This window comes from Candidatus Aquiluna sp. UB-MaderosW2red, assembly GCF_900100865.1.
In the GTDB taxonomy this organism is placed as follows: Bacteria; Actinomycetota; Actinomycetes; order Actinomycetales; family Microbacteriaceae; genus Aquiluna.
Map to the genome: position 1 here is coordinate 1542206 of NZ_LT627734.1, position 21009 is coordinate 1563214.

23 protein-coding genes are annotated in these 21009 nt (G+C 51.2%); 9 read left to right on the forward strand and 14 right to left on the reverse strand.

Annotated features, from left to right (window positions below; all coding sequences use genetic code 11):
- Positions 1-23 precede the first annotated feature (23 nt).
- From BLP47_RS07870 to BLP47_RS07880, 3 genes are read right to left on the reverse strand one after another with little or no spacing between them, the layout of a single operon-like run.
- On the reverse strand, positions 24-830 hold the full coding sequence (locus BLP47_RS07870) for an ABC transporter permease (protein ID WP_091852482.1): 807 nt from the start codon (positions 828-830) through the stop codon (positions 24-26).
- A gap of 5 nt (positions 831-835) precedes the next feature.
- The gene (locus BLP47_RS07875; protein ID WP_091852485.1) at positions 836-1849 is read right to left on the reverse strand and encodes an aliphatic sulfonate ABC transporter substrate-binding protein; all 1014 of its coding nucleotides are present in this window, start codon (positions 1847-1849) and stop codon (positions 836-838) included.
- A gap of 22 nt (positions 1850-1871) precedes the next feature.
- Positions 1872-2651, reverse strand: a complete 780-nt coding sequence (locus tag BLP47_RS07880; protein ID WP_249883333.1) for an ABC transporter ATP-binding protein — start codon at positions 2649-2651, stop codon at positions 1872-1874.
- 627 nt (positions 2652-3278) lie between these two features.
- Between BLP47_RS07880 and BLP47_RS07885 the strand changes: the two genes are divergently transcribed.
- On the forward strand, positions 3279-3767 hold the full coding sequence (locus BLP47_RS07885; protein WP_091852491.1) for a phosphate-starvation-inducible PsiE family protein: 489 nt from the start codon (positions 3279-3281) through the stop codon (positions 3765-3767).
- A 47-nt stretch (positions 3768-3814) separates the two neighbouring features.
- Here BLP47_RS07885 and BLP47_RS07890 read toward each other — a convergent pair whose 3' ends face one another.
- From BLP47_RS07890 to hemE, 6 genes are all read right to left on the reverse strand, one after another.
- Complete coding sequence (locus BLP47_RS07890; protein ID WP_091852494.1) at positions 3815-4258, reverse strand: Dps family protein; 444 nt, start codon at positions 4256-4258, stop codon at positions 3815-3817.
- A 153-nt stretch (positions 4259-4411) separates the two neighbouring features.
- A complete protein-coding gene (locus BLP47_RS07895; RefSeq protein ID WP_091852497.1) occupies positions 4412-5062 on the reverse strand; it encodes an LON peptidase substrate-binding domain-containing protein in 651 nt (216 codons plus the stop codon).
- A gap of 140 nt (positions 5063-5202) precedes the next feature.
- Positions 5203-6291: a ferrochelatase gene (locus BLP47_RS07900; RefSeq protein WP_091852499.1), complete on the reverse strand. Its 1089-nt coding sequence runs from the start codon at positions 6289-6291 to the stop codon at positions 5203-5205.
- Positions 6288-6974, reverse strand: a complete 687-nt coding sequence (gene hemQ / locus BLP47_RS07905; RefSeq protein ID WP_091852502.1) for a hydrogen peroxide-dependent heme synthase — start codon at positions 6972-6974, stop codon at positions 6288-6290. Before hemQ ends, BLP47_RS07900 begins: the two co-directional genes overlap by 4 nt.
- A complete protein-coding gene (locus BLP47_RS07910) occupies positions 6971-8320 on the reverse strand; it encodes an NAD(P)/FAD-dependent oxidoreductase (protein WP_091852505.1) in 1350 nt (449 codons plus the stop codon). The genes hemQ and BLP47_RS07910 overlap by 4 nt, the downstream gene beginning before the upstream one ends.
- Positions 8317-9396 carry a uroporphyrinogen decarboxylase gene (gene hemE / locus BLP47_RS07915; RefSeq protein WP_091852509.1) on the reverse strand — a complete coding sequence of 360 codons (1080 nt, stop codon included), beginning with the start codon at positions 9394-9396 and terminating at the stop codon, positions 8317-8319. Before hemE ends, BLP47_RS07910 begins: the two co-directional genes overlap by 4 nt.
- Positions 9397-9469: 73 nt before the next feature.
- On the opposite strand from hemE, the gene BLP47_RS07920 reads away from it, so the two are divergent.
- The 8 genes from BLP47_RS07920 (at position 9470) to BLP47_RS07955 (ending at position 16503) form a co-directional block, all read left to right on the forward strand.
- On the forward strand, positions 9470-10729 hold the full coding sequence (locus tag BLP47_RS07920) for a glutamyl-tRNA reductase (protein WP_091852512.1): 1260 nt from the start codon (positions 9470-9472) through the stop codon (positions 10727-10729).
- Positions 10722-11645 (forward strand): hydroxymethylbilane synthase, encoded by a 924-nt coding sequence (gene hemC / locus BLP47_RS07925; protein ID WP_091852514.1) that lies wholly within the window; start codon positions 10722-10724, stop codon positions 11643-11645. The genes BLP47_RS07920 and hemC overlap by 8 nt, the downstream gene beginning before the upstream one ends.
- A complete protein-coding gene (locus BLP47_RS07930; protein ID WP_091852517.1) occupies positions 11645-12409 on the forward strand; it encodes a uroporphyrinogen-III synthase in 765 nt (254 codons plus the stop codon). Before hemC ends, BLP47_RS07930 begins: the two co-directional genes overlap by 1 nt.
- The gene (gene hemB / locus BLP47_RS07935; RefSeq protein WP_091852520.1) at positions 12406-13380 is read left to right on the forward strand and encodes a porphobilinogen synthase; all 975 of its coding nucleotides are present in this window, start codon (positions 12406-12408) and stop codon (positions 13378-13380) included. Before BLP47_RS07930 ends, hemB begins: the two co-directional genes overlap by 4 nt.
- The gene (gene hemL / locus BLP47_RS07940; protein ID WP_091852523.1) at positions 13377-14681 is read left to right on the forward strand and encodes a glutamate-1-semialdehyde 2,1-aminomutase; all 1305 of its coding nucleotides are present in this window, start codon (positions 13377-13379) and stop codon (positions 14679-14681) included. The genes hemB and hemL overlap by 4 nt, the downstream gene beginning before the upstream one ends.
- 57 nt (positions 14682-14738) lie before the next feature.
- Positions 14739-15293, forward strand: a complete 555-nt coding sequence (locus BLP47_RS07945; RefSeq protein ID WP_091852526.1) for a TetR/AcrR family transcriptional regulator — start codon at positions 14739-14741, stop codon at positions 15291-15293.
- Positions 15294-15471: 178 nt separating this feature from the next.
- On the forward strand, positions 15472-15915 hold the full coding sequence (locus BLP47_RS07950) for a hypothetical protein (RefSeq protein WP_091852529.1): 444 nt from the start codon (positions 15472-15474) through the stop codon (positions 15913-15915).
- Between the two features lie 165 nt (positions 15916-16080).
- Positions 16081-16503 carry an ester cyclase gene (locus tag BLP47_RS07955; RefSeq protein ID WP_091852532.1) on the forward strand — a complete coding sequence of 141 codons (423 nt, stop codon included), beginning with the start codon at positions 16081-16083 and terminating at the stop codon, positions 16501-16503.
- A 14-nt stretch (positions 16504-16517) separates the two neighbouring features.
- Here the strand turns inward: BLP47_RS07955 and BLP47_RS07960 are convergent, their stop codons facing one another.
- The 5 genes from BLP47_RS07960 to BLP47_RS07980 form a co-directional block, all read right to left on the reverse strand.
- Complete coding sequence (locus tag BLP47_RS07960) at positions 16518-16997, reverse strand: DUF427 domain-containing protein (protein ID WP_091852535.1); 480 nt, start codon at positions 16995-16997, stop codon at positions 16518-16520.
- A gap of 163 nt (positions 16998-17160) precedes the next feature.
- Positions 17161-18210: a cytochrome b5 domain-containing protein gene (locus BLP47_RS07965; RefSeq protein WP_172807188.1), complete on the reverse strand. Its 1050-nt coding sequence runs from the start codon at positions 18208-18210 to the stop codon at positions 17161-17163.
- 117 nt (positions 18211-18327) lie between these two features.
- Positions 18328-19812, reverse strand: coding sequence for a cryptochrome/photolyase family protein (locus tag BLP47_RS07970; RefSeq protein WP_197672373.1), 1485 nt, complete (start codon positions 19810-19812; stop codon positions 18328-18330).
- A 2-nt stretch (positions 19813-19814) separates the two neighbouring features.
- Positions 19815-19952, reverse strand: coding sequence for a DUF2256 domain-containing protein (locus BLP47_RS08645; protein ID WP_091852544.1), 138 nt, complete (start codon positions 19950-19952; stop codon positions 19815-19817).
- 72 nt (positions 19953-20024) lie between these two features.
- Positions 20025-20993: a quinone oxidoreductase gene (locus BLP47_RS07980; RefSeq protein WP_091852547.1), complete on the reverse strand. Its 969-nt coding sequence runs from the start codon at positions 20991-20993 to the stop codon at positions 20025-20027.
- Positions 20994-21009: the final 16 nt, after the last annotated feature.

Genomic DNA, 21009 nt, shown 5'->3' on the forward strand with positions numbered 1-21009 from the left:
TTACTTCTCCTAATTAATTTTGGCTAAATCCAGCGCAATGAGCGCTTTTCGACTCTTGCAATTACCACGTCACTCAGTTTCCCCAATAGCGCCAGCAGAATGATTGCCATGAACAATACGTCCGTGCGAGCCGTGTTTTGGCTATCAAGTAGCAAAAACCCCAGCCCCTTAGAGCTTGCTATTAGCTCCGCAGCAACCAAGAACAACCATGCTTGTGCCAGGCCGAGCCGCAGACCAGAAAAAATGATTGGTGCTGCGGCTGGCAAAAGAATTTTTGTCACCAAATTGATACCCGTGAGGCCATAAGCCCGGCCCACCTCGATAAGGTTTCGGTCCACTGCAGCCAAGCCCGAGGCCACCGTGGTGAAGACTGGAAAGAACGCCCCAATGGCTATCAGTGTTATTTTTGGCTCTTCATAGATACCCATCCAAATCAAAAGTAATGGAACCCAAGCCAAGGAAGGCACCGCGCGAAGAGCACCGATGGTTGGCTGCAAAAGTTGCGAGACAATTTTGGAAAGACCAACCGCAGAGCCCAAGGCGATGCCTAAAAACGCGCCGATGGCAAAGCCTCCAAACACTCGCTGCAAACTAATTGCAATGTGACCAAAAAGCGTCCCTCTTTCAATTAACCCCAAGGCTCCCTCAAAAACCTCGGCTGGAGGGGGGAGCTGACTAACTGAAAAAGAACCGCTGGTACTTAGGCCCTGCCAAAGCCCGAAAATAAGAATCGGCAGCAAGGCCCCGAGTGCGACTCGACGTGATTTCCCAAGTAGGGCAGCGCGACGCTGCTGTCTAGTACTTTGCTGTTCGACTCTAAATTCGGACATTATCGTTAGCCAACCTTCTTGGCAATGCTGTCGTTGATTAGGGTCTGCAATGCAAGATCCGCAGCCTCCTGAGACTTAATTTTTCCTTCGGCAACTAATACTGGAGTAATAATGCGAAAAACAGCAAGCTGTGTTTCACCCGGGATAAGCGAGACATCCACGTTGGTTCTTTCGGTCAACACCTTGGTAGCAACATCCGCATCGAGCTGCGCTTCCCTAGCTAGAATCTCTGCTGCCTTAGTTGGATTTGCAAGAATCCACGCCCTGGCCTTTTGGTATTGCACAAGAACTATTTCCACCAACTCTGGGTTGCTCTCGAGAAATTCGGTACGCGCGTTTATTACGCCCCAGGAGTTAAAACTAGGGTTCGAGTAGATTATTTTTGTTCCAGCGTTTTTCTCGCTGGTTGCTGTTAGTGGGTCAAGGCCCGACCAAACATCGACGTCACCGTTCTCGAGAGCCTTCTGACCGTCGGCATGTGCCAAGTTGACTATCTCCACATCTGAGGCGGTTAGACCGACCTCATCAAGGGCCTGGAGCAAAAAGAAGTATGGGTCGGTTCCACTAGTTGCAGCAATTTTCTTACCCGCGAGCTCGGATACTTTGGTAATTTCGCTATCTTTTGCCACTACCAGGCTGGCCCAGTTTGGCTGAGAAAAAACACCAATGGTATTGATTGCCACACCGTTAGCGTGGGCGGCAAACGCAGCCGAACCCGCCGAGGAGCCGATGTCAATGACTTTTGCGTTCAGGTTTTCAAGAGCTGCCCAAGACCCGGCCGAAAGAATCCACTCGACCTGGTAACCCTGCGCCGCCAACTCAGTTTCCAGCCAGCCTTGGTCGCGGATGACTAGAGATAATGGATTCCAGTAGGCGTAGTCAAGCCTCAGGACTTTTGACGCCTCGGCTGAATCTGTTTGCTGCCCCTCGCCCGCAACACAGCCGGTTAGTGCGAGAAGTGAAATCACGACCCCCACAAGTGAAGCGCGAAGACGGGTGGACTTTTTTGATTTTGACATGGTTCTTTCCTTATTTATAGGTTTAGGTGTAAATGCCGAATTTGGATAATAGTTCTGTTCTAAGGGGTGCAAGTCCGGGGTGAGAGCGGTCTCTGGGTCGCGGGTGATTGACTTTGACAATCTCATCGATACCTCGGCCCCTCTCGGCCAAGACCACAATTCGATCTGCCAAGTGAAGGGCCTCATCGATATCGTGGGTAACAAGAACAACTGTTGCACCCGAAACCCGGGTCACCTCGAGCAATAGATCCTGCATCCGCAAACGAGTCAACGCATCAAGTGCTGCGAATGGCTCATCTAGAAGAAGCACTCCCGGGTGGCCGGCAAGACCTCTTGCCAATGCGGCACGCTGCGCCATGCCACCAGAAACCTGTCTGGGTAGGTACTTTTCGAATCCAACCAGCCCGACGGTTGCTAGCAGTTCTAGTATTTCCTGCTGACTACGCTTTGATCTTGCACCAATTGCCACGTTGTCCTGAAGGTTTAGCCAAGGAAGCAGCCTCGGCTCTTGGAACACGACTCCGCAGCGCTTGTCAACCCCCGCCACCAGTTCCCCAGCTATTGCAACAAGACCCTCGCTTGGAGAATCGAGGCCCGCAATTAGTCGAAGCAAGGTGGATTTTCCGCAACCCGATGGGCCTAATAGGACCAGCACTTCTCCGGCTCGAATTTCAAGGTTTATGTCTCGGAGGACATCAACTCTGTTTCGACCCGATCCGAAGTGCTTATTCACTTCCGTTATTTTTACGGACGCGGCTAAAACGCTTGGGGTTTCAGGCTTAATTGGTTCGGCTATAGCCAATTTGAGTGACCTTTTGATTTCTGAATCGATTCGATTAGGGGAAGGTTTGCGAGCTTTTACCCTCGCGGCTTAGTTCACCGTTTATTTCGAAACGCAGATACTAAGCGTCTAGAGCATTCGCTCCATAGACACCATGCGCATACCCACTTTAGAAACTACAGAGTGCAAAATGCGCAAATCTGACATGGTTTCCTTTACTAGGGGTTCGAGTGGACTAATGATAAGCACAGTTGCAGTGGGTCGGTGTTTGAACCTCGAGTATTTTTCGGGTCATTGCGTGTCCGTGTCTAAAAAAGAAATTTACGCTTGTTCATATTTTTCAATAGATTATTGGGCTCCAGAGGAGTGTGGCATCCCGAGCCATGCTCAAAAATGTATTTTTTCACTTCCTCAAGTGGCAGAAATACTCCGTAATAAATCTAAACACATGAAGTTTTGCCTTTCGCAAGCGAAGAAAATGTGGGCCTCTCGAGGAATTCACGCTGCCCCCGCTTTGGGCGAACCCGGTTAAGATTCGGAGTTGCACTCGATCCCAGCGATCTAAGACTCAGCTCTTTCTAATGCACGAAACTTGTGGATTTATTCCGAATGGGGAAGCAAATTGAAGGCTCGCGAATTCACTAATAGATGAAAGATGAAATGCAAATAGGGAAAAAGAGCCTTGTGCCTTCGCGCATGGTCGAAATCATGGAAGAGGTCTTCCATGTGGTTCTTGGAATTTTCCTCTTTGGAATCGCAGTTGCAGCTCTCATTTACTCTCTGATTCGAGTCTTCACCACTGAGCCTTTTTTCCCAACCGGCCTGATTCAGGCCATAAATGACATTCTGTTCATCATCATCATTTTGGAGATCCTTAGAACGGTAATAGCTAGATATACCGATGGTGTCTTCCAGCTACAGAACTTCTTGATTATTGGAGTTATCGCTGCGGTTAGACACATCCTCACCGTAGGCGCCTACATGACCCTGGGGTCAGGAAAGACTCGGGAACAATTCGACCGAGCAGTGATTGAGTTGGGTATAAGCACAATCATCGTCGTGGCACTGGTGTTAGCAATCTTCTTATCGAAAGTTGCCGAGGCGGCGGTTGCGAAAGCCCTCAGCAAAAGGAGCTAGATCGGAATCAGACCCCGGCTCCGACTTCTTCCAAAAAAGCTCTCCAGCTAGCCGGCGAGCGCCGACTCAAGCTGCCAGCGCCACTTTTTTAGCATATCTTCGCGTTGAGCTAACAATCCAACGACCCCCTGTTCGCCCAGCTGGTTGGCTAGATCAAACGCGTGGTCGATGTCCTTCAGGGCGATCTCGATGGCGGTGTGGATTTCTTGAACCAACGCCCTCGAGGTGCTATCAATTCGAACCGGCTGGTCAATGTTGGAGAGCTCCGAGAACTCAGCGAGCCTAAAGGGTGCGCTTGCTCCAAGGGTTCGAATCTGCTCGGCTATTGGGTCAATGGCTGAGTCAACCTCAAGGTAGATCTCTTCGAAAAAGGCGTGGAACTGGTGGAAGTCAATTCCAACCACATTCCAGTGTGCTCCCTGGACTTTGTACTTCAGCACAACGGTGTCACTGAGGACAGTTGATAATGCACTGACTAGTTCTTTTTTCATTCTTAGCTCCCTTAGATTGGTCGCGCTTTAAGTTTCGATCCTGCATTGGTGCTGGATTCACCGCTAGTTTTTAGGCTACTCCTTTGAGCTGTGGATACGGAGAGAGTTTAGGCATGGCGCCTAGGGTTTCATTCAAATTAGGATCTTGTCCGATCAGACTTGACTCTCGCCAAAATCATTGCCGTCTTGCTGGGCAATCATTGCCCGCAGGGTTTCATCAGCAGTTTCGACAATTTCGTTAGTGCGGCTAAGCAGCTCGTCTGCGGTTTCTGATCCCAATAAGTCCATTTGATCCAAAACTCCCACCGGCAAAATTCCAGCCAGCTGCCAAGCAGCCGCCATGGGGTCATCGCTCAAAATGGTGTCCGAGCCATATTGCAAATCGGTGAACTCACTCGCAAAAGCCAAGAGCTTCCGCACCTTCACATCCAGCAGCTCTAGAAGCGGATTCAGGCTTTCATCCCAAACTAGATCTTCTATGAAATCGATGTCTGCCAGCGGATACGGCTCATCCGGCAGCCAGTTGTTTACCCTGAACCTTTGAGCACCTATCGACTGAAGGCCATAAAACTCTTCGGTTGTGCCAATCTCGGTAACCGAGGCAATAGTTCCAAGGCCGAACCGCTTTTCTCCACCGCCAGATTCTCTTCCGCGCTCAATCGCAACCACCCCAAACTCAGGCTTGTCTTCAAGAACCAAGTCTCCCAAGAGCTTCAGGTAACGCTCCTCGAAGATGCGCAGATCCATCGGCATGTTTGGCATCAGCACTAGCCCAAGGGGAAACATCGGCATTACTGGCATCATTCACCTTCTTTTCATCTCAGGCAATAAGTAAACCAGACGAACCGATTTGATTGAGAAACAGATCATCAAACCGGACTGCCGCAACTTTATTCAAAATGGCCGACTCAATGTAATTACAAGCCCTTGCGATAGTTCTATGTCTAACCTTCCGCGATGACTGGAAGAGGCTTTCGAAGATTGGGACAACAGTCCGGCTTGCAGAAGCTTGGCCATGGACCTAGCGGCGAAAGAGCTTTGGCTTCTAGGCCATCGGTTCTTTCCTTAATTAGGTCAATAATGCCTTCCACAAATGCACTGTGAGTTCCCGAGGTGGCGACCCGCTCAAACTCCAAACCAAGCTCATCGCAGGTTTCTTTCGCCTCGTTGTCCAAGTCCCAAATAACCTCAACATGGTCACTAACAAAGCCAATTGGAACAATAACAATGGCTTTTTTGCCGGCATCCTTAGCAGTTCGGATCGCATCGTTCACATCCGGCTCAAGCCAGGGAACACTAGGCGATCCGCTGCGAGATTGGTAGACCAGTTCCCAGCTCGGTAAATTCTCTTGCTCGCTGAGCCCAGCCATCGCCAAAGTAGCTGCTGCTAGGTGCTGCGCGGCATAAGTCCCTCCCGGCTTCTCGAAGCCTTCTCGAACACCCGGCGGGCCACTAGATTCGCCCATTGACTCGGGGATCGAATGGGTTGCGAACATAACAATGGTGTCTGCGGTCGCTATTCCTTTGGCGGCCAGTCGACCCATTGCTTTATTTAGGTCTTCGATAATGGGAGCCAAAAAGCCAGGGTGATCGAAGTAATGCCTCACTTTATCAATCGTCATCTTTCCCTCGAGCTCGGAGACCGTTAGCGCCTGGGCGAGGTTCTCGCGATACTGCCTGCAACCCGAATAAGACGAATAGGCGCTCGTGACCCAAGCCAAAACTTTGCTATGACCGTCGTTATGCATTTGGGTTAGGACATCGGCAAAATATGGCTCAGAGTTTCGATTACCTAAATAAATGGGAATCTCGACCCCGCGCTCGGGCAGTCGATCTTTCAGTGCCGCGAGTAGTGCCCGATTTTGGGAGTTGATGGGGCTCACTCCACCCAAGGCTAGGTAGTGGTGGGACACTTCAACTAGTCGCTCATGCGGAACCCCTCGACCGGCTGTCACCCTTTCTAGGTAAGGCATCACTTCATCAGGGCCCTCGGGGCCTCCAAATGAAGTTAGTAAAATTGCGTCGTAACTCATGCGAATAGACTCCCTGTGGTCTCTAGTGGAAAGCGCTTGCCTGTGTAAAACGGCACTTCCTCGCGAACGTGAAGCCGTGCCTTTGTGTAACGAAGTTCTCGCATCATGTCTACGATTTCGTGGAGGTCATCTGACTCCAGGGCCAGTAGCCACTCATAGTCCCCCAGACCAAAAGAAGCGACGGTGTTGGACACGATCCCGGGAAATTTGCCGCCCGCAACCCCGTGCTCAATCAGCATTTCGCGGCGTTCGGGCTCCGGTAATAAGTACCAATCAAAAGATCGCACAAAAGGATAGAAACACAGCCAGTCTTTGGCAGGCTTTCCCAACATGAATCCCGGCACATGGCTCCGGTTGAATTCGGCCGGCCGATGGATTCCCATGCCCGACCAAGTGCTCTCAAAGCGTGAACCAACCGTGGTTCTTCTAAATTCGCGCAGCGCCAACTGAATCAACTCCGCCTTGGGGGCGTGCAGCCATAAAAGCAAATCAGCGTCACCACGCAATCCTCGGATATCGTAACTACCGCGTAGCTCAATATCATTTTCGGCCAGCATGGCCTCAAAAAGTGCTATTTCATTTCTAGATTGCGCAGAATCTTCAGTTGGTGCGCTGAGTTTCAGCGCAGTCCAGTTTGTATAGCGAATCTCGTCGTTGATGGCGTTAACAGCTTCTTGACTCATGAGTTCCTCCGTTTATTGTGTTGATTTACTAATCCGAGTAGCCCGTTCCCACTCAAAAATGCCCCGCAAAATTCGATGCCCATGGCTTCTAGATTTTCGGTTGCCTGCTGAAAATCACTAATTACTTTTTGATTCGATTGCACCAGTGCTCCTGGCCAGAAAATGGAAACCGACTCAAGCACTTTGTGATCGGAAATTCCATAGATGAGCCCAAGCTCCGCCTTGGCCAAAGCCTCCAGGTCACCGTTCGGAATTTCACCATCGCGACCGTAGCTCAGTCGAATCAAGTGCTTATCTTTGGGCAACGATTCTTTGATCCAGGACCATTTGGCACTGGTGTGAGTAGTCGCCTTAGCCAAAAACCCTTGGTCTTTTGCAATCAGCGCGCCGGTTCCGAGCGGGTTGCTATTGAGCTGAGCGCTTTGCACCAAAACCCCGACAACTGCCACATCCACAACATTGAATCGCTCCGCGGCCAGGCCGACCGCTGATTTAAATAACTTTGAAACAGCAGCCGGGCCCGTGCAAACGCTCATCCTCTTAGCTAGAACGGAACCATTTTTAGTAGTGACCCGCCATTGATCTTCGACTCGAAATATCGACTCCACATTGCTACCCAGCTCGAAAACCACAGATTCTTTCGTCAGCCGCTCGACCAGAGCTTCAATCAGGGTGGTCATGCCCCCTAAAAGCCCCATGACGGCGCTTCCCGGCGCCATTGTGGAACCAGATTTTTCCAATTGCATTCTGTTGTGATTCACGGCTTCAACTAAGGAACCAAGTTCCAGGGCCTTTGGCAAGATGCTTGCGAATATAACTTCCGCATCTAAGTTTTGCGAGCTTGAGCCGTGAACTCCTGCGAGCACTGGCTCAACTAGTCTTGAATTAAAGGCTTCGCCTAGTCGGCTAGTAATCAAGTCAAAAACTGTTCCAGACTCGAAGCCAAAGGGAAGTGAATCCAATCTTTTGGCCTCGGCAATTTCCGACTCACTGAAAATTTCTCTAAGAACTGGGTCATCGAGATTCATTGGGACACCCAAATAACCTTTTGGAATCTCGATCCGGCTGCCGCTGGTGAGTAAATATGCACCCACCGAATTAGGGATTACTAGTTTTGATTCCAATTCGAGTTCGATCACCAGCGCCAGAAGATCGTCTTTTATGATGCTGAAGGACTCCGCACCCAAGTCAATCTGTGATTCGCCAATCGGAGCCTTTTTCACCAGGCCGCCGAGATAATCATTTGCCTCAATAATTAGCACCCGTTGATCTATATCCGAAGCGCGCAGTGCCGCCAAAAGCCCTGAAAAGCCGCCGCCAATGACTACGTGGTCAAATGTTTTCATGAGGTTATTTGATGGATGTATTCAACGAGTTTTGTTAAGACGATTGGGTCGGTGTCCTTGGGCACCCCGTGACCAAGGTTCACCACGTGACCGGGGGCCTTCTGACCGGCATCAATCACCGATTTGGTGTGCGCCTTTAGTTCTTCAAAATCCCCAGCTAGAAAGGCAGGGTCGATGTTTCCCTGAAGCGGTACTTTGAAATCAAATTCGGCCGCAGTATCAGCCAAAGAGGTTAGATAATCCACCCCGAGTACCGTTGCTCCAACTTCCATCATTTGCTTATGAATACCGGCGGTTCCCACCCCGAAGTGAATTCTTGGTACTGCGACACCGGAGTCGTCGCTCAGGTCTTTCAGCTGATCAAACAGGGTTTTTGTGTGTGGGGCGGCGAATGCAACATAATCCGCATGGCTCAGCTTGCCCGCCCAGGAATCAAATACTTGAAGCGCGCTAGCACCGGATAGCACTTGGGCGCGAATGAACGAAGCGGTAATTTTTGCGCACCAAGACAGAATGTCGTTCCACAGCTCTGGATCCTCTGCCATCAGCCTGCGCGATTGGGGAAGGTCTTTCGAAGGCCCTCCCTCAATTAGGTAGGAGGCCAATGTAAATGGCGCCCCGCCAAAACCAATTAGAGGAGTTTCTCCGAGTTCCTCGATCAACCGTCCAACAGAGACGCGAATTGGCTCCAAGGCCTCATCGCTTAGGTCGCCAAGTTCTTCAAACGCCTTTCGAGTCGTCACTGGATTCGCAATTTGGGGACCAATGCCGGCGGTGATTTCCACTTTCACCCCTGCAAGGCGAAGTGGAATCACGATGTCTGAAAAAAGAATTGCTGCGTCAACGCCGTGGCGCCTGACCGGCTGCATGGTTATCTCAACCACCAAATCCGGGGTTAGGCAGCTGTCGAGCATGCTGACGTTCTCGCGGAGCTTGCGATATTCCGGCAAGGAGCGGCCGGCTTGACGCATGAACCAAACTGGCAAGGGGCTAGTTCGCTCCCCTCTGAGCGAGCGCACTAAATTCGACTGGCGGGTTCTTCCATCGTTGAGCGGGTGATTTGCATTTAGTTGCATTGCACCATCTTTAGTTCAGGTCTAATAACTTTGCTGACATAGTGTCAGCAGCCCCCTTGTTAGTTTTAGGTTTATGGCGGTAGTTTTTCTTGGCACAGATTTCCGAGAGGCACGGGCTCTGGACCTTGAACTTCTAGAGACCCACGCTAGCCAAATCCGGATCAATCTCGCAGCCAAGCTTGAATTGAGCGCCGGTGCGGTTGTCTTAGCCACGTGCAACCGCTTTGAGATGTATTTGGACTCCAAAAATTTGCCCGAGGCTGTAGCAATCGCGCACGCTGCGATCACTGAGGCTCTCGGCGAACCGGGGATAGAGATTGCTCACCGACTTGAGATTCGAACGGGGGATGATGTCGTTCAACACCTCTTCTCAGTGGCAGCCGGTCTTGAATCAATGGTGATAGGTGAAGGTGAAATATCGGGTCAGGTGAAGCGGGCGCTTTTTGAAGCTGAACGACATAAATCCACCAGCCCCGAGATCCAAAGACTTTTTCAAAGTGCCTTTCGAGTCTCTAAGCAAGTGGCAAACCAGACCGGACTCGGATTCTCCGTGAGGTCGATAATCGGCGAAGCGATCAAAAAAGCAGCAGTCCGGATGGATAACTTATCGAATACCAAGGTGTTGCTGATTGGAACTGGGTCTTACGCCCGGGTTGCAACTCTGGCCCTGAGGCTTACAAAAACAAGACAGATATCGGTTTACTCCAGATCTGGAAGAGCTCAGAAATTTGCAGACACGCACGAACTGGAAGCGGTTGTCGAGGATGGCCTGCTCGCGGCACTGGTCGAGGCCGATTTAGTGGTGGGGGCAAGTGGTAGAGCGGGCTTTGTGATCAGTTTGGATTTAGCCTTAGAAGCTCAAGCCATACGAGCCAAGCTCGGCTCACCACCTCAAATCTTTATCGATGTGGCCCTGGCTCGAGACGTGGAACCAGCGGTCGCTCAAATTCCGGGTTGCGAGCTCATTGACCTCGAGACGCTCGCAAAACTCCAAGACTCGGGACACGAAGAGGAATTAGCCCAAGCAAAAAACATAATTCTTGCCTCGATCATTAGCTATAACCAATCAAAGCTTGAGCGCGGGGTGGACCCGATAATTTCTGCCTTGCGTCATGAGTTTGGCGCTCTTGTCAGCGACGAGGTGGCGGCGGTGAAGCGTCGGTTGGGAGATCAGGCCGCCCTGGATGTTGAGCGCTCACTGATGCGGGTCACTAATGCGATTTTGCATAAACCCTTAGTGAAGGCAAAAACCATGGCTCGAACCGGAAATCACAACGACTATGTTCAGGCAGTCAAGTTGCTCTACAGCATCGATTTGAGCAGAAATGACTAGCTTGCGGGTGGGTAGTAGGGGCAGCATTTTGGCCTTGACACAAACCAGATTGGTAGTCGCAAAGTTGATCGAACTAAATCCGGGGCTGAGCGTAGAAGAAGTAATCATCAAAACCGAGGGCGACCAAACTACGACTCCTTTGAGTGAGTCCAAAAACCCCGGCGTATTTGTCTCTGCGCTGCGCGATGCGCTACTAGCCGGTGAGGTTGATTTTATAGTCCACTCCATGAAAGATTTGCCCGCAAAACCATACCCGGGTATCGTCACGGGAGCAGTTCCAGAACGCGAAGATTCCTCCGATGTATTTATCTCTCAATCCGGCTTGAGTCTTATGGCACTGCCCGCTGGATCGAGAGTGGGAACTTCTTCGCCCAGAAGAGCGGCGAGTGTTCGAAGGTTGCGGCCCGATCTAGTCGTCGATTCGATTCGCGGCAATATTGATTCTCGACTCAAAAAGGTCGAGTCCGGGGAATATGACGCCACTCTCTTGGCACTTGCCGGGCTTAGGCGCATCAACCGGGAATCAGAAATTACCGAGCACTTGGATCGAAAACTCTTTGTCCCGGCCCCGGGACAGGGAGCCTTGAGTGTTGAATGTCGCGATCAAGATCAAGACCTGATTGAAGCGCTGTCCAAACTCGATCACCATTTATCGAGGCTGGTGGCCCTTGCCGAGCGATCGGTGCTGGTGGGTCTAAACGCTGGCTGCGCAACCGCGATAGGAGCTGCTGGTGAGCTTCTAGGGAACCGATTGGTTTTAGTTGCAGAGCTTTCTGTTGAATCAACGGGGGAATCTGTCTCAATCAGTAGCGAAATTATTCTTGGTCCCGAGGATCTTTTAGATGCGGAAAAGCTGGGCCTCTTAGTTGCTCAAAGGCTATTAGAATCCCCGATTGCTAAAAAGGCCGCTCTTTGATGAGGGCGCTTTTAATAAGGCCAAGCCGCAATGAAGAGGACGCCGCGGCACTTATCTCTTATGGCATCGAATCCAGCATTATCCCCTTGATCGGTATCTCGAATTTAGAAAATCCAACCGGTGTTAAAGGGATGCTTTCCGAAATTCGAACAAACGAAAATGTTTGGTTTATCGCGACCTCTTCAAACGCAATAGAGGCGCTAATTTCACAAGCCGACCCAGCGGAGTTAGCCCTGGCCTTCAAGAATCCAAATCTAAGGTTCGCTGCAGTTGGTGAGTCGTCTGCGGATTCTTTGAAAGCTATTGCTGAGGTCGAAGTCTTAGTTCCCGAAATCCACGATGCTTATTCACTTGCAGGGGCAATGATTGAAGCTCAGAATCAAAGCTCCAAGATGAGGCCCACCGTCGTAATGCCAATCGGCAGTCGATCGCTGGTTGTGGCTCAAGACAAACTTGCCCTAGCGGGTTTTGATGTGCTGGCCGAGGTTGTCTACCAAAACCGGCCCCTCCAGATCAGCGAAACCGAGCGTGCCGAAATTTCTTCGGAAGCTATTGGCTTTGTGCTGTTTCGCTCGCCGAGTTCAGCCAAGGCTTATTTTGCCCTGCAAGGGGTGCCCACCCGAACTGTGATTAGCGTTGGGGCGACTACCACCGCTGCGATTAGGGAATTGGGGTTCGCCTCCGATCTGGCCTTAGTAGAGACAACGCCCGCAGCGGTTGCCCAAAAAATAGCTGAGCATCTGAATCATAAGGAGAGACAATGATTAGGCCCAGAAGGCTGCGGGGTTCTTCCAAGCTACGTGAGATGGTGGCCGAAACCTCCTTGTTGCCACAACACCTTATTCAGCCCGTATTTGTTCGAGAGGGCCTAACTGAACCACGTGAAATCGCTGGGATGCCAGGGGTTTTGCAGCACACCGAAGATAGCTACCTGGAATACCTCGATGAGCTAGTTTTGGCCAAGGTGCCATCCGTCATGTTTTTTGCAGTGCCGGAAGTTCGAGACGAGCTGGGTACCGAGGCTTATCACCCCAATGGGATTTTGAGTCGCGTCGTGCGATTGGCCCGGGAGCGTTTTGGGGACCAATTAGTCATCATTGCCGATCTGTGCCTGGACGAGTTCACGTCCCATGGGCACTGCGGTGTCCTAGATGATCATGGGGCTGTGGATAACGATGCAACCTTAGAGCTTTATTGCAAAATGGCTGAGGTGTTGGCAAAGGCAGGAGCCCACATGCTTGGCACCAGCGGAATGATGGATGGCCAGGTAGGGGCGATTCGCAAAGCCTTGGATTCGGCCGGTTGCATAGACGTCGGAATTTTGGCCTACGCCGCCAAGTATGCTTCGGCTTTCTACGGCCCGTTCCGAAACGCTGTTGAGTCTGAGCTAGCTGGCGACCGGAAGACTTATCAGCAGGATTATCGCAATCGAAAAGAATCACTGCTAGAGGTTGAGCTCGACATCGAACAAGGGGCAGATATCGTCATGATAAAACCTGCGCTGTCCTATCTAGACATAGTGTCCGAGGTGTCGAAGATTAGTTCGGTTCCGGTGGCCGCCTATGTGGTTTCTGGAGAATACGCGATGGTTGAGGCGGCGGCGGCGGCGGGATTCATCGATCGCCTACCAGCGATTTTCGAAATGCTCTATTCGGTGCGCCGAGCTGGTGCCCAAATTATTTGTACTTATTGGGCCCTGGAAATAGCCCGCGAAATAGAAAAGAGAACCCCTTGAACATCACTGAATCCAAAAGCTGGCACAGTCGAGCGAAACTGAGCATCCCGGGCGGAGTTAGCTCGCCAGTTCGAGCATTTCACGCAGTGGGTGGAACCCCGCGTTATTTTGTTTCCGGAGTGGGTTCGCGTATCCGCGACATCGATGGCAATGAGTACATCGATTTAGTCAACTCTTGGGGGCCGATGATCCTTGGCCACGCCCACCCTGCAGTCCTAGAGGCGGTGCAATCGACAACAAAGAATTCATTTTCTTTTGGAGCGCCGAATAAGAATGAGGTCTTGCTGGCCGAAGAAATCCTGCGTCGAGTTCCCTCTTGCGATCGAGCTCGGTTTGTCTCTTCCGGCACCGAAGCAGTAATGACCGCCGTCAGACTCGCTCGCGCGGCAACCAACCGAAACTTAATAGTGAAATTTGCCGGCTGTTATCACGGTCACAGCGATGCGCTCTTGGTGCAGGCTGGTTCAGGAGTTGCGACTCTCGGTTTGCCAAATTCCCCGGGAGTCACCCCCGGTCAAACCCAGGACACCATAGTTTTGGATTACAACGATTTTCAGGCCGTAGAAGATATCTTTCAACTACGCGGTTCAGAGATCGCCGCAATAATCACAGAGGCCACGCCAGCAAACATGGGGCTGGTGCCACCGGCTGAGGGATTTAATAAATTCCTGGCGGATACTGTGCACAAGCACGGTGCACTATTAATTCTCGATGAGGTGATGACAGGTTTCAGGATTTCACCCGGCGGCTGGTGGGGCAAGTATGGTCATCAAGAGGGTTGGGAGGCTGACATCTACACATTTGGAAAAGTCATTGGTGGTGGCTTTCCGATAGCTGCCCTGGCTGGCAAGGCCGAAATAATGGACCTACTGGCACCTATGGGCCCGGTTTACCAGGCGGGCACTCTCAGTGGAAACCCAATCGCAACCGCTGCTGGCTTGGCAACCCTTGAGAACTGCACCTCGGAGGTCTATGACCAGCTCGATAACTCAGCAAGAGTGATTGGAGCTGGGATTAGTGCGGCACTCAGTGCCGCGAATGTGAATCACAGCTATCAAACTGGCGGTAATTTATTCTCCTTCTTCTTCAAACAGGGTCTGGTTTCGAACTTTGATGATGCCAAAAAACAAAACACCGATGCATTCAGTGTCTTTTTCAACAGCATGCTCCAGCAAGGGATTTACCTGCCGCCATCTGCTTTTGAGGCCTGGTTTGTTTCAAATGCCATCACCGCTCAAGACGTAGCTTCAATTCTTGCAGCCGCCAAAGTAGCCGCGGAGGCGACTGCCGCGAGTCTGTGAGCTGTGAAGCTCCCGATAGCCTCTCCAGTGAGCTGGTCGGCAGGCTAAACTCTAGAAATGACTGTTTCTGAGACTTTTGCCCTGAGGCAGCAGTTAATTCTGGATTCGGCTATGCAAATCATAGAAGATGGCGGAACAGCTCAGGTTTCCATGGCCAGCTTGGCTAAAGCCACCGGTCTTTCTAGGCCAGCCATTTATCAGTACTTTTCTTCGCGTGAGCACGTGCTCGGCGAACTCATGTTGAACGAAATGGCGGATCTCAGCAATGAGATTGAACGCTTGGGCTTGGAAATCAAAGACCCGATGGAACGAATTCGAGTTTGGGTGCACTATTCGTTGGCTCATCTTTCGAGCAAGCAGCACGGAATAGTTCGACAGATTTCTATTGACACCTTGCCCGATGACCAGCGTGGAATGCTGCGCGCAATGCACGGCTATTTCATGATGAGCCTTATCTCCCCGCTAACAGAGCTTGGAACCGAAGACCCCGCTGCAGTTTGCAGCATGATTTATGGATCGGTTGCAGCCGCGGCCAAGCGAATTGGCGAGGGCGCCGATTTCTCAGCTGAAGCTAAGGCATTAGAAAAGTTTGTCTCCGCTGGCCTAATCTGAGCCTTTGTCCTAGGAGGTTCCCAATAACCTCAGTGGTTCCGGCTAAAAGTTTGCATTGAAATCACCGTTTTGCCCTCGACAACCGCCAAAACATTCGAGACGACCTGACTGACGATTGAGGCTCTTCTAAGATTTTGGGGACTAAGTGAATAAAATTATTAGCGGAAGGGCAAGCTAGATGAGTAATTTGAATGAGGTCGGAGAACGCGATGGCTGGCGCTGTTGGCTCTGTGATGCCGCAGTTGATCCCAATTCTTCAGTCAATTCTGATCTTGGACCCAGCACCGATAGCTATGCAGCTTCCAAGGCCAAAAAGGGCACTCCGACAATTGACCGTTTAGCGCACCGTTCCTGCAACACTAGCCGCGGCAAGATTGCACCAGTCGTTGCTTGGTCCAAGGACTTATTCGTGGTTGACCCGGCTCCAATCTTTGAGTCCGTAGAAAGACTCAGTAAAAAGGGCGGCCGCGAAGCGATCGCTCGCTGTCCAAGCATGGAAGATGCCCAAGCTGCTTCTGAGTGGCTGTTGGATAGAGTTTCCAGACTCGCACCCAACACCAGCTTCAAGACTGAGATAACCCCCGGTGGCGGTCAGTTTCTTCTGAAACTCAGCGCTAGCTAAAGTCAGAAGCGAATAAATTCCAAATTCCGAACTATACGGTTTCCGCACTTTGAACTATACGGTTTCCACACTTTCTTCACACTGCGAATCTCGCCAATTGTTCTGAGATTGCAATTTGCAGGGTAGCTTTTCAGTAAGCATCGAACAGCTAAAGGCGGTAATCAATTGCACACCAACCAAGAACTCAAAAAGATTGCTCAGGACTTCTTTGACCAGATATGGAATCAGGGCGACGAGAGTGCGATTGATCGCTTCATCGCAGAGGATGCGGCCGGCAATGACCCGCAGTTTGGGATTGGTCGGGAAAGCTTTCGTGAGCAGTGGAAGGGCTGGCGAATCGCCTTCCCAGACGTGAATTTTGCGGTTCAAGAGCTAATAGCTGATAGCGAGACCAGCACGGTTGTGACGCGCTGGATTCTCACTGGCACGCACTCTGGAGAATTCTGGGGAGCGGCGGCAACCGGAAACAAAATTCAGGTAGACGGTGTATCAATCGACCGAATCCACAACGGCATGGTGGTCTCGGGCTTTGATGCCTGGGATTCGGTTGTCTTGCGCCGGCAAATTGGGCTGCTGCCAGCAGTGTAATTTCTTGGGTTTGACTACCAGCCCATAGTTCCAGCTGCGCCCTTGAATGGGCCTTTGATGCTGGAGGTTATCCAACCACCATAAAAATCGCCTTCTTGGGACTGGACTAACTCTTCCCCCACGTAGCACTCATCGACCTTCGAGGCGTAGATTGCGACCTTGCCCAAAAGCTTTTCAAAGCCTCGGTTTGGTTTTTTATAGGTCCAGGCAGCTCTTGGAATTAGGCGACCAGCAATGAGTAAATCAAAGTAACTGGCGACCCCCTTGAACTCGCAATAGGTCTCTCCCGGACTAGGGATAAGAACCCCCTGAGTGAAGTCGGCCATTGGCAAATAATAAGTTGGCGGGTGCGATGTCTCAAGCACTCGAACCGATCCTTTGGTTGAGGCGATCTCTTGGCCAGCATGGTGAACACTCAGGTGCTGGGAGACTTCTTCCAGTCGTGGTGGCCTTGGGTAATCCCAAACCGATTCAACCTCAGGCTTTTTTGACATTGGGCGCTCCTTCTAAGTGTTCCATAAGCTAAACCAAACCCTCTGAGAATCCATCCAAGACTCATGAGGCACTTAGATTGGAGCTCGGTCCGTCGGAAGCTTTCGACCCCCGAGGCGCTCGCCTCCCAGTTGTCATCAAAGCTGTTGGTGATCTTCACCTGAATTATTGAACTAAAGGACCAATTAGCAGGCTGGCTAGGGCTTGGTTGGGTTCGGAAGAGCTACCGTGTTGACCCCTAAAGGCATTCGAGCCGTCCTTGCCACAGATCTGTTCCAGAACACTTGCGCCTCCCGGGTGTGAGGAAATGTACGAAGTCAAGTCGTAAACCTTCCCGTCAACGACACTCCAGCAGCTCGCAGCCTTGTCGTGCTTTGACACCGCTGCCGAGGTGAGTTGAACTACAGAATCTGCCGAGGGATCGGTGTTTGTGGCGGCTGCAGGCTGAGTTGCCTTGGGTTCAGAAGCCGACGGAGCTTTGCTCTGACTTGCTAGGGGACCCAATAGAAGCCCTTTCAATTCCCTTGCCGGGTCGCGTTGCCCAGAATGTTGGTTGCTAAAAGCCGCTGAACCGTCTGTGCCACAAATACTTTCTAGGACTTGAGCCCCGCCTGGATGCTTTTGGACAAAAGAAGAAAGGTCATATACGTTGCTGTCTATCACGGTCCAGCAATCACTCGGTGAACTGTGTGCGGCCACCACTTCGGGGAGAATTGCGCCTTCGACAGAAGGCTTTGCCGAATCCTTGGTCGGAACAAGGGGTACTCCTTCACTTGCCACGATTCGGCTAGCCCAGGATGCCTCCGCGCCTGAATGTCCGACAAAATAAGTAAGGCCAACAACGCCCGCTACTGCCAAAATTGAAACTGATGCAGCGATTTGAAGGCTCCACCTTGGTCGATTAAATCTGAGCAGCAAGTACCAAGCCATCCCTGCCGCGAAGAGTCCGATCGATGCCGGAAATAGGATGTCGCCAAGTTCGGCGTGTAAACCGGGATCTCCAACTCTTTTCGCCAAAGCCTGGCCAGATTCTTTTGCAACAAAGGCAAGCACCACCGAGAATCCGAGTGCGAACAAAACTAGCGGGAGGTAGGCCTTGCGGAACCGTGGGAAAAATATCATGACAGCAAAAGCAAGGGCCGAAAGAGGGATCAGCACAGCCGCAAAGTGAATCGCGAGGGGATGGACTGGGAGACCGGCGATTGTGTCGAACATGGATTCCTTTGGGACTGAGTTTATTAAAGGAAGTATCACCATAAAAATTGCGAGTTTCCTGTTATAAACCTGTTACATAGCTGGGAAAATCGAACCACGTTCTCGTGCGGTGAATGGCTAGATTTTACCCTCGCTGAGTCCTGCAAGAACCTCTTGAGCGCGCACCCTGAGCTCCGGCAGATCAGAGAGTCGGTTCAACCCAAATACCTGCTGACTCATTCGGTGGTTTTTCTTGAACTCGTCTTTATGTCTATCGAGGAAATCCCAGTACAAAGTGGTGAATGGGCAAGCATCTTCCCCAACCCGCTTCTTTGGGTCATAAACGCAACCCTTGCAGTATTGGGTCATGCGGCTGATGTAGGCACCACCTGCAGCATAAGGCTTGGTCATTAGCTTGCCGCCATCGGCATGGACGCCCATGCCGATAATGTTCGGCACCATCACCCACTGGCTGGCATCAACAAAGCTCTCTCGCATCCAATCTAAAAACTCTTGCGGGTTGGTTCCAGTCACAAGGGCCAAATTGCTCAGGATCATAAGCCTTGGAATGTGATGGGTCCAGGCTCTGGTTTCGACTTGCTCAACCACTTTGCTCACGCAATTCATCTTAGTTTTTGACGAATCGTGAAATAGCGGGAGCAGTTTTCTATGCGCATTTAAACCATTGAGCTCCTGATAGTCGGCTCCCAAAAACCAATACATGCCGTTGATGTATTCGCGCCAGCCAATGATTTGCCGAACAAACGCCTCCACCGATGCGATTGGGGCCGCGCCCAGTTCGTACTTTCTAACCGCTGCCGCCACAACCTCAGCCGCTGTGATGAGGCCGTTATTTAGATATGGGCTCAGGAGTGAATGGTGAAGGGACCACTCATCCAGAGTGACAGCATCTTCGTAGGGACCAAAGCCAGCGAGATGGTGCTCTAGAAAATGATCCAGTTGCCTAAGCGCACCCTCTCGAGTGGTGGCCCAGGTGTCGGTGGGTTCATACTCGAGAGCCTTGGCAACAGCTGCATCGATTTCATCGCGCTCTTGGGATAAGCGTTCTGGCCAGGTGTAGTTCTTTGGCGGTGGCAAGCGATTCTCTGCGTCAAAATTCCAACGGTCTTGTTCGGGCTTGCCATTTTTCACCAAGATACCAAGCCGGACTCTTTGGACTCGATAGAAGTTCTCCATCACAAAAGTTTTTTGAGAATCAGCCCAATCCCGAAACAGCTCTCTTGAAGTTAGGAAAAAGTCATTTTGCACAAACTCCACGCTCGCTTGTTTCAGCTGAGAGTATTGTCTGAAGGATGAAGGCTCGGCGCAGACTACCGGGAGGTCTCCGAGCTTTTTCTTGGCCTGACTAATTCCCTCCAAGGTGCTGGGGGCCTCAATAAACCAGACGGTGAAGCCCATATCTTCTAGCTTTTTAGCAAAGTGCTTGGCCGAAGAAATAAGAAAGAATAAGCGTTCTTTATGCCAGTTTCGGCCCGAGGTCATTCGCTCGGACTGCACAAACAAAATCAGGTCGGTCTTGGTATTGGCCGTCTTTAGGACACCGCGCTCAAGATTTAAATGGTCAAACGGTATTAGCAGAATCCGCTCGAAGGAATCGCTCATCATCAACGCTTGCACTTTTCAGAGCAATACTTCACGCTCTCCCAATCCCTGGCCCACTTCTTGCGCCACTCAAAAGGCCTGCTACAGCGCTCGCAAATCTTAGGCTCAAAGCCGTTTTTGGTTTTCGCATTTGCGCTCACATGAAAATGGTAATTCAAGAATCGCTGTGATTCTGCAGAGTTGGCATATTTATGACCGCCTTCGATGGCAGCTTAGATTCTTAGAAGCAGCTTGCCCCCGGTTGCCCGTGATTCAAGATCCTTGTGAGCCTGATGCGCATCTTCCAGATCATAAATGCCTCCAATTTGAATCTTCAACTTTCTAGATGTGATGTCTTCGAAGATTTCGGAGGTTCGCCATAAAAGCTCCTCTTTTGAACTTATGAAGTGGGCAATCGTCGGGCGAGTTATTACCAAAGACCCGAGCCCACCCAATCGCTGCAAATCAAAGGGCGGAACCGGCCCGCTAGCAGCTCCGAATAAGGCCAGAGTCCCGCGTGGTTTCAGGCATTGCAAGCTGCCTTCAAAAGTACTAGCTCCTACCCCGTCGTAGACAACCTCGCATTTTTCCCCTTTAGTGATGTCGTAAACACCAGCGGCAAAATCCACCTGGTCATAGCGAATAATTTCCGAAGCCCCAGCCTCTTTTGCCAGTTGTTCTTTCTCCGGATTTGAAACAGCGCCAATCACCCTGACCCCTTTGGCGCTGAGCATCTGACAAAGAATTAACCCGACCCCACCCGAAGCCGCATGAACCAATGCGGTGTCACCACTTTTAGCCTGGAAGACACTGGTGGCTAGATAGTGAGCGGTGGTGCACTGCATCATGCTTGCCCCTGCAACTTGGGTGCTTATTCCTGCCGGGATAATAACCGCACTGTCCTGTGATATGGCGACATATTCCGCATAGCTGTTCTTAGCCCAGCCCCAGGCAACGCGATCACCAATCTTCAAGTCCGTCACCGAATCACCGAGGGCCACAATCTCACCGGCACCCTCAAGACCCAAAGTGGCAGGCAGGCTCATCGGATACATCCCGCTGCGCTGGTAAACATCGATGTAGTTGACTCCGGCAAAATCATTGCGCACCAACACCTCAGTGCTGTTGATTATTGGTGTCGGGACCTCAACCAATATAAGAGCCTCGGGCCCATCATGACTCTCTATTTGAACAGCCCGCATTTCAAGACCTTAGCAA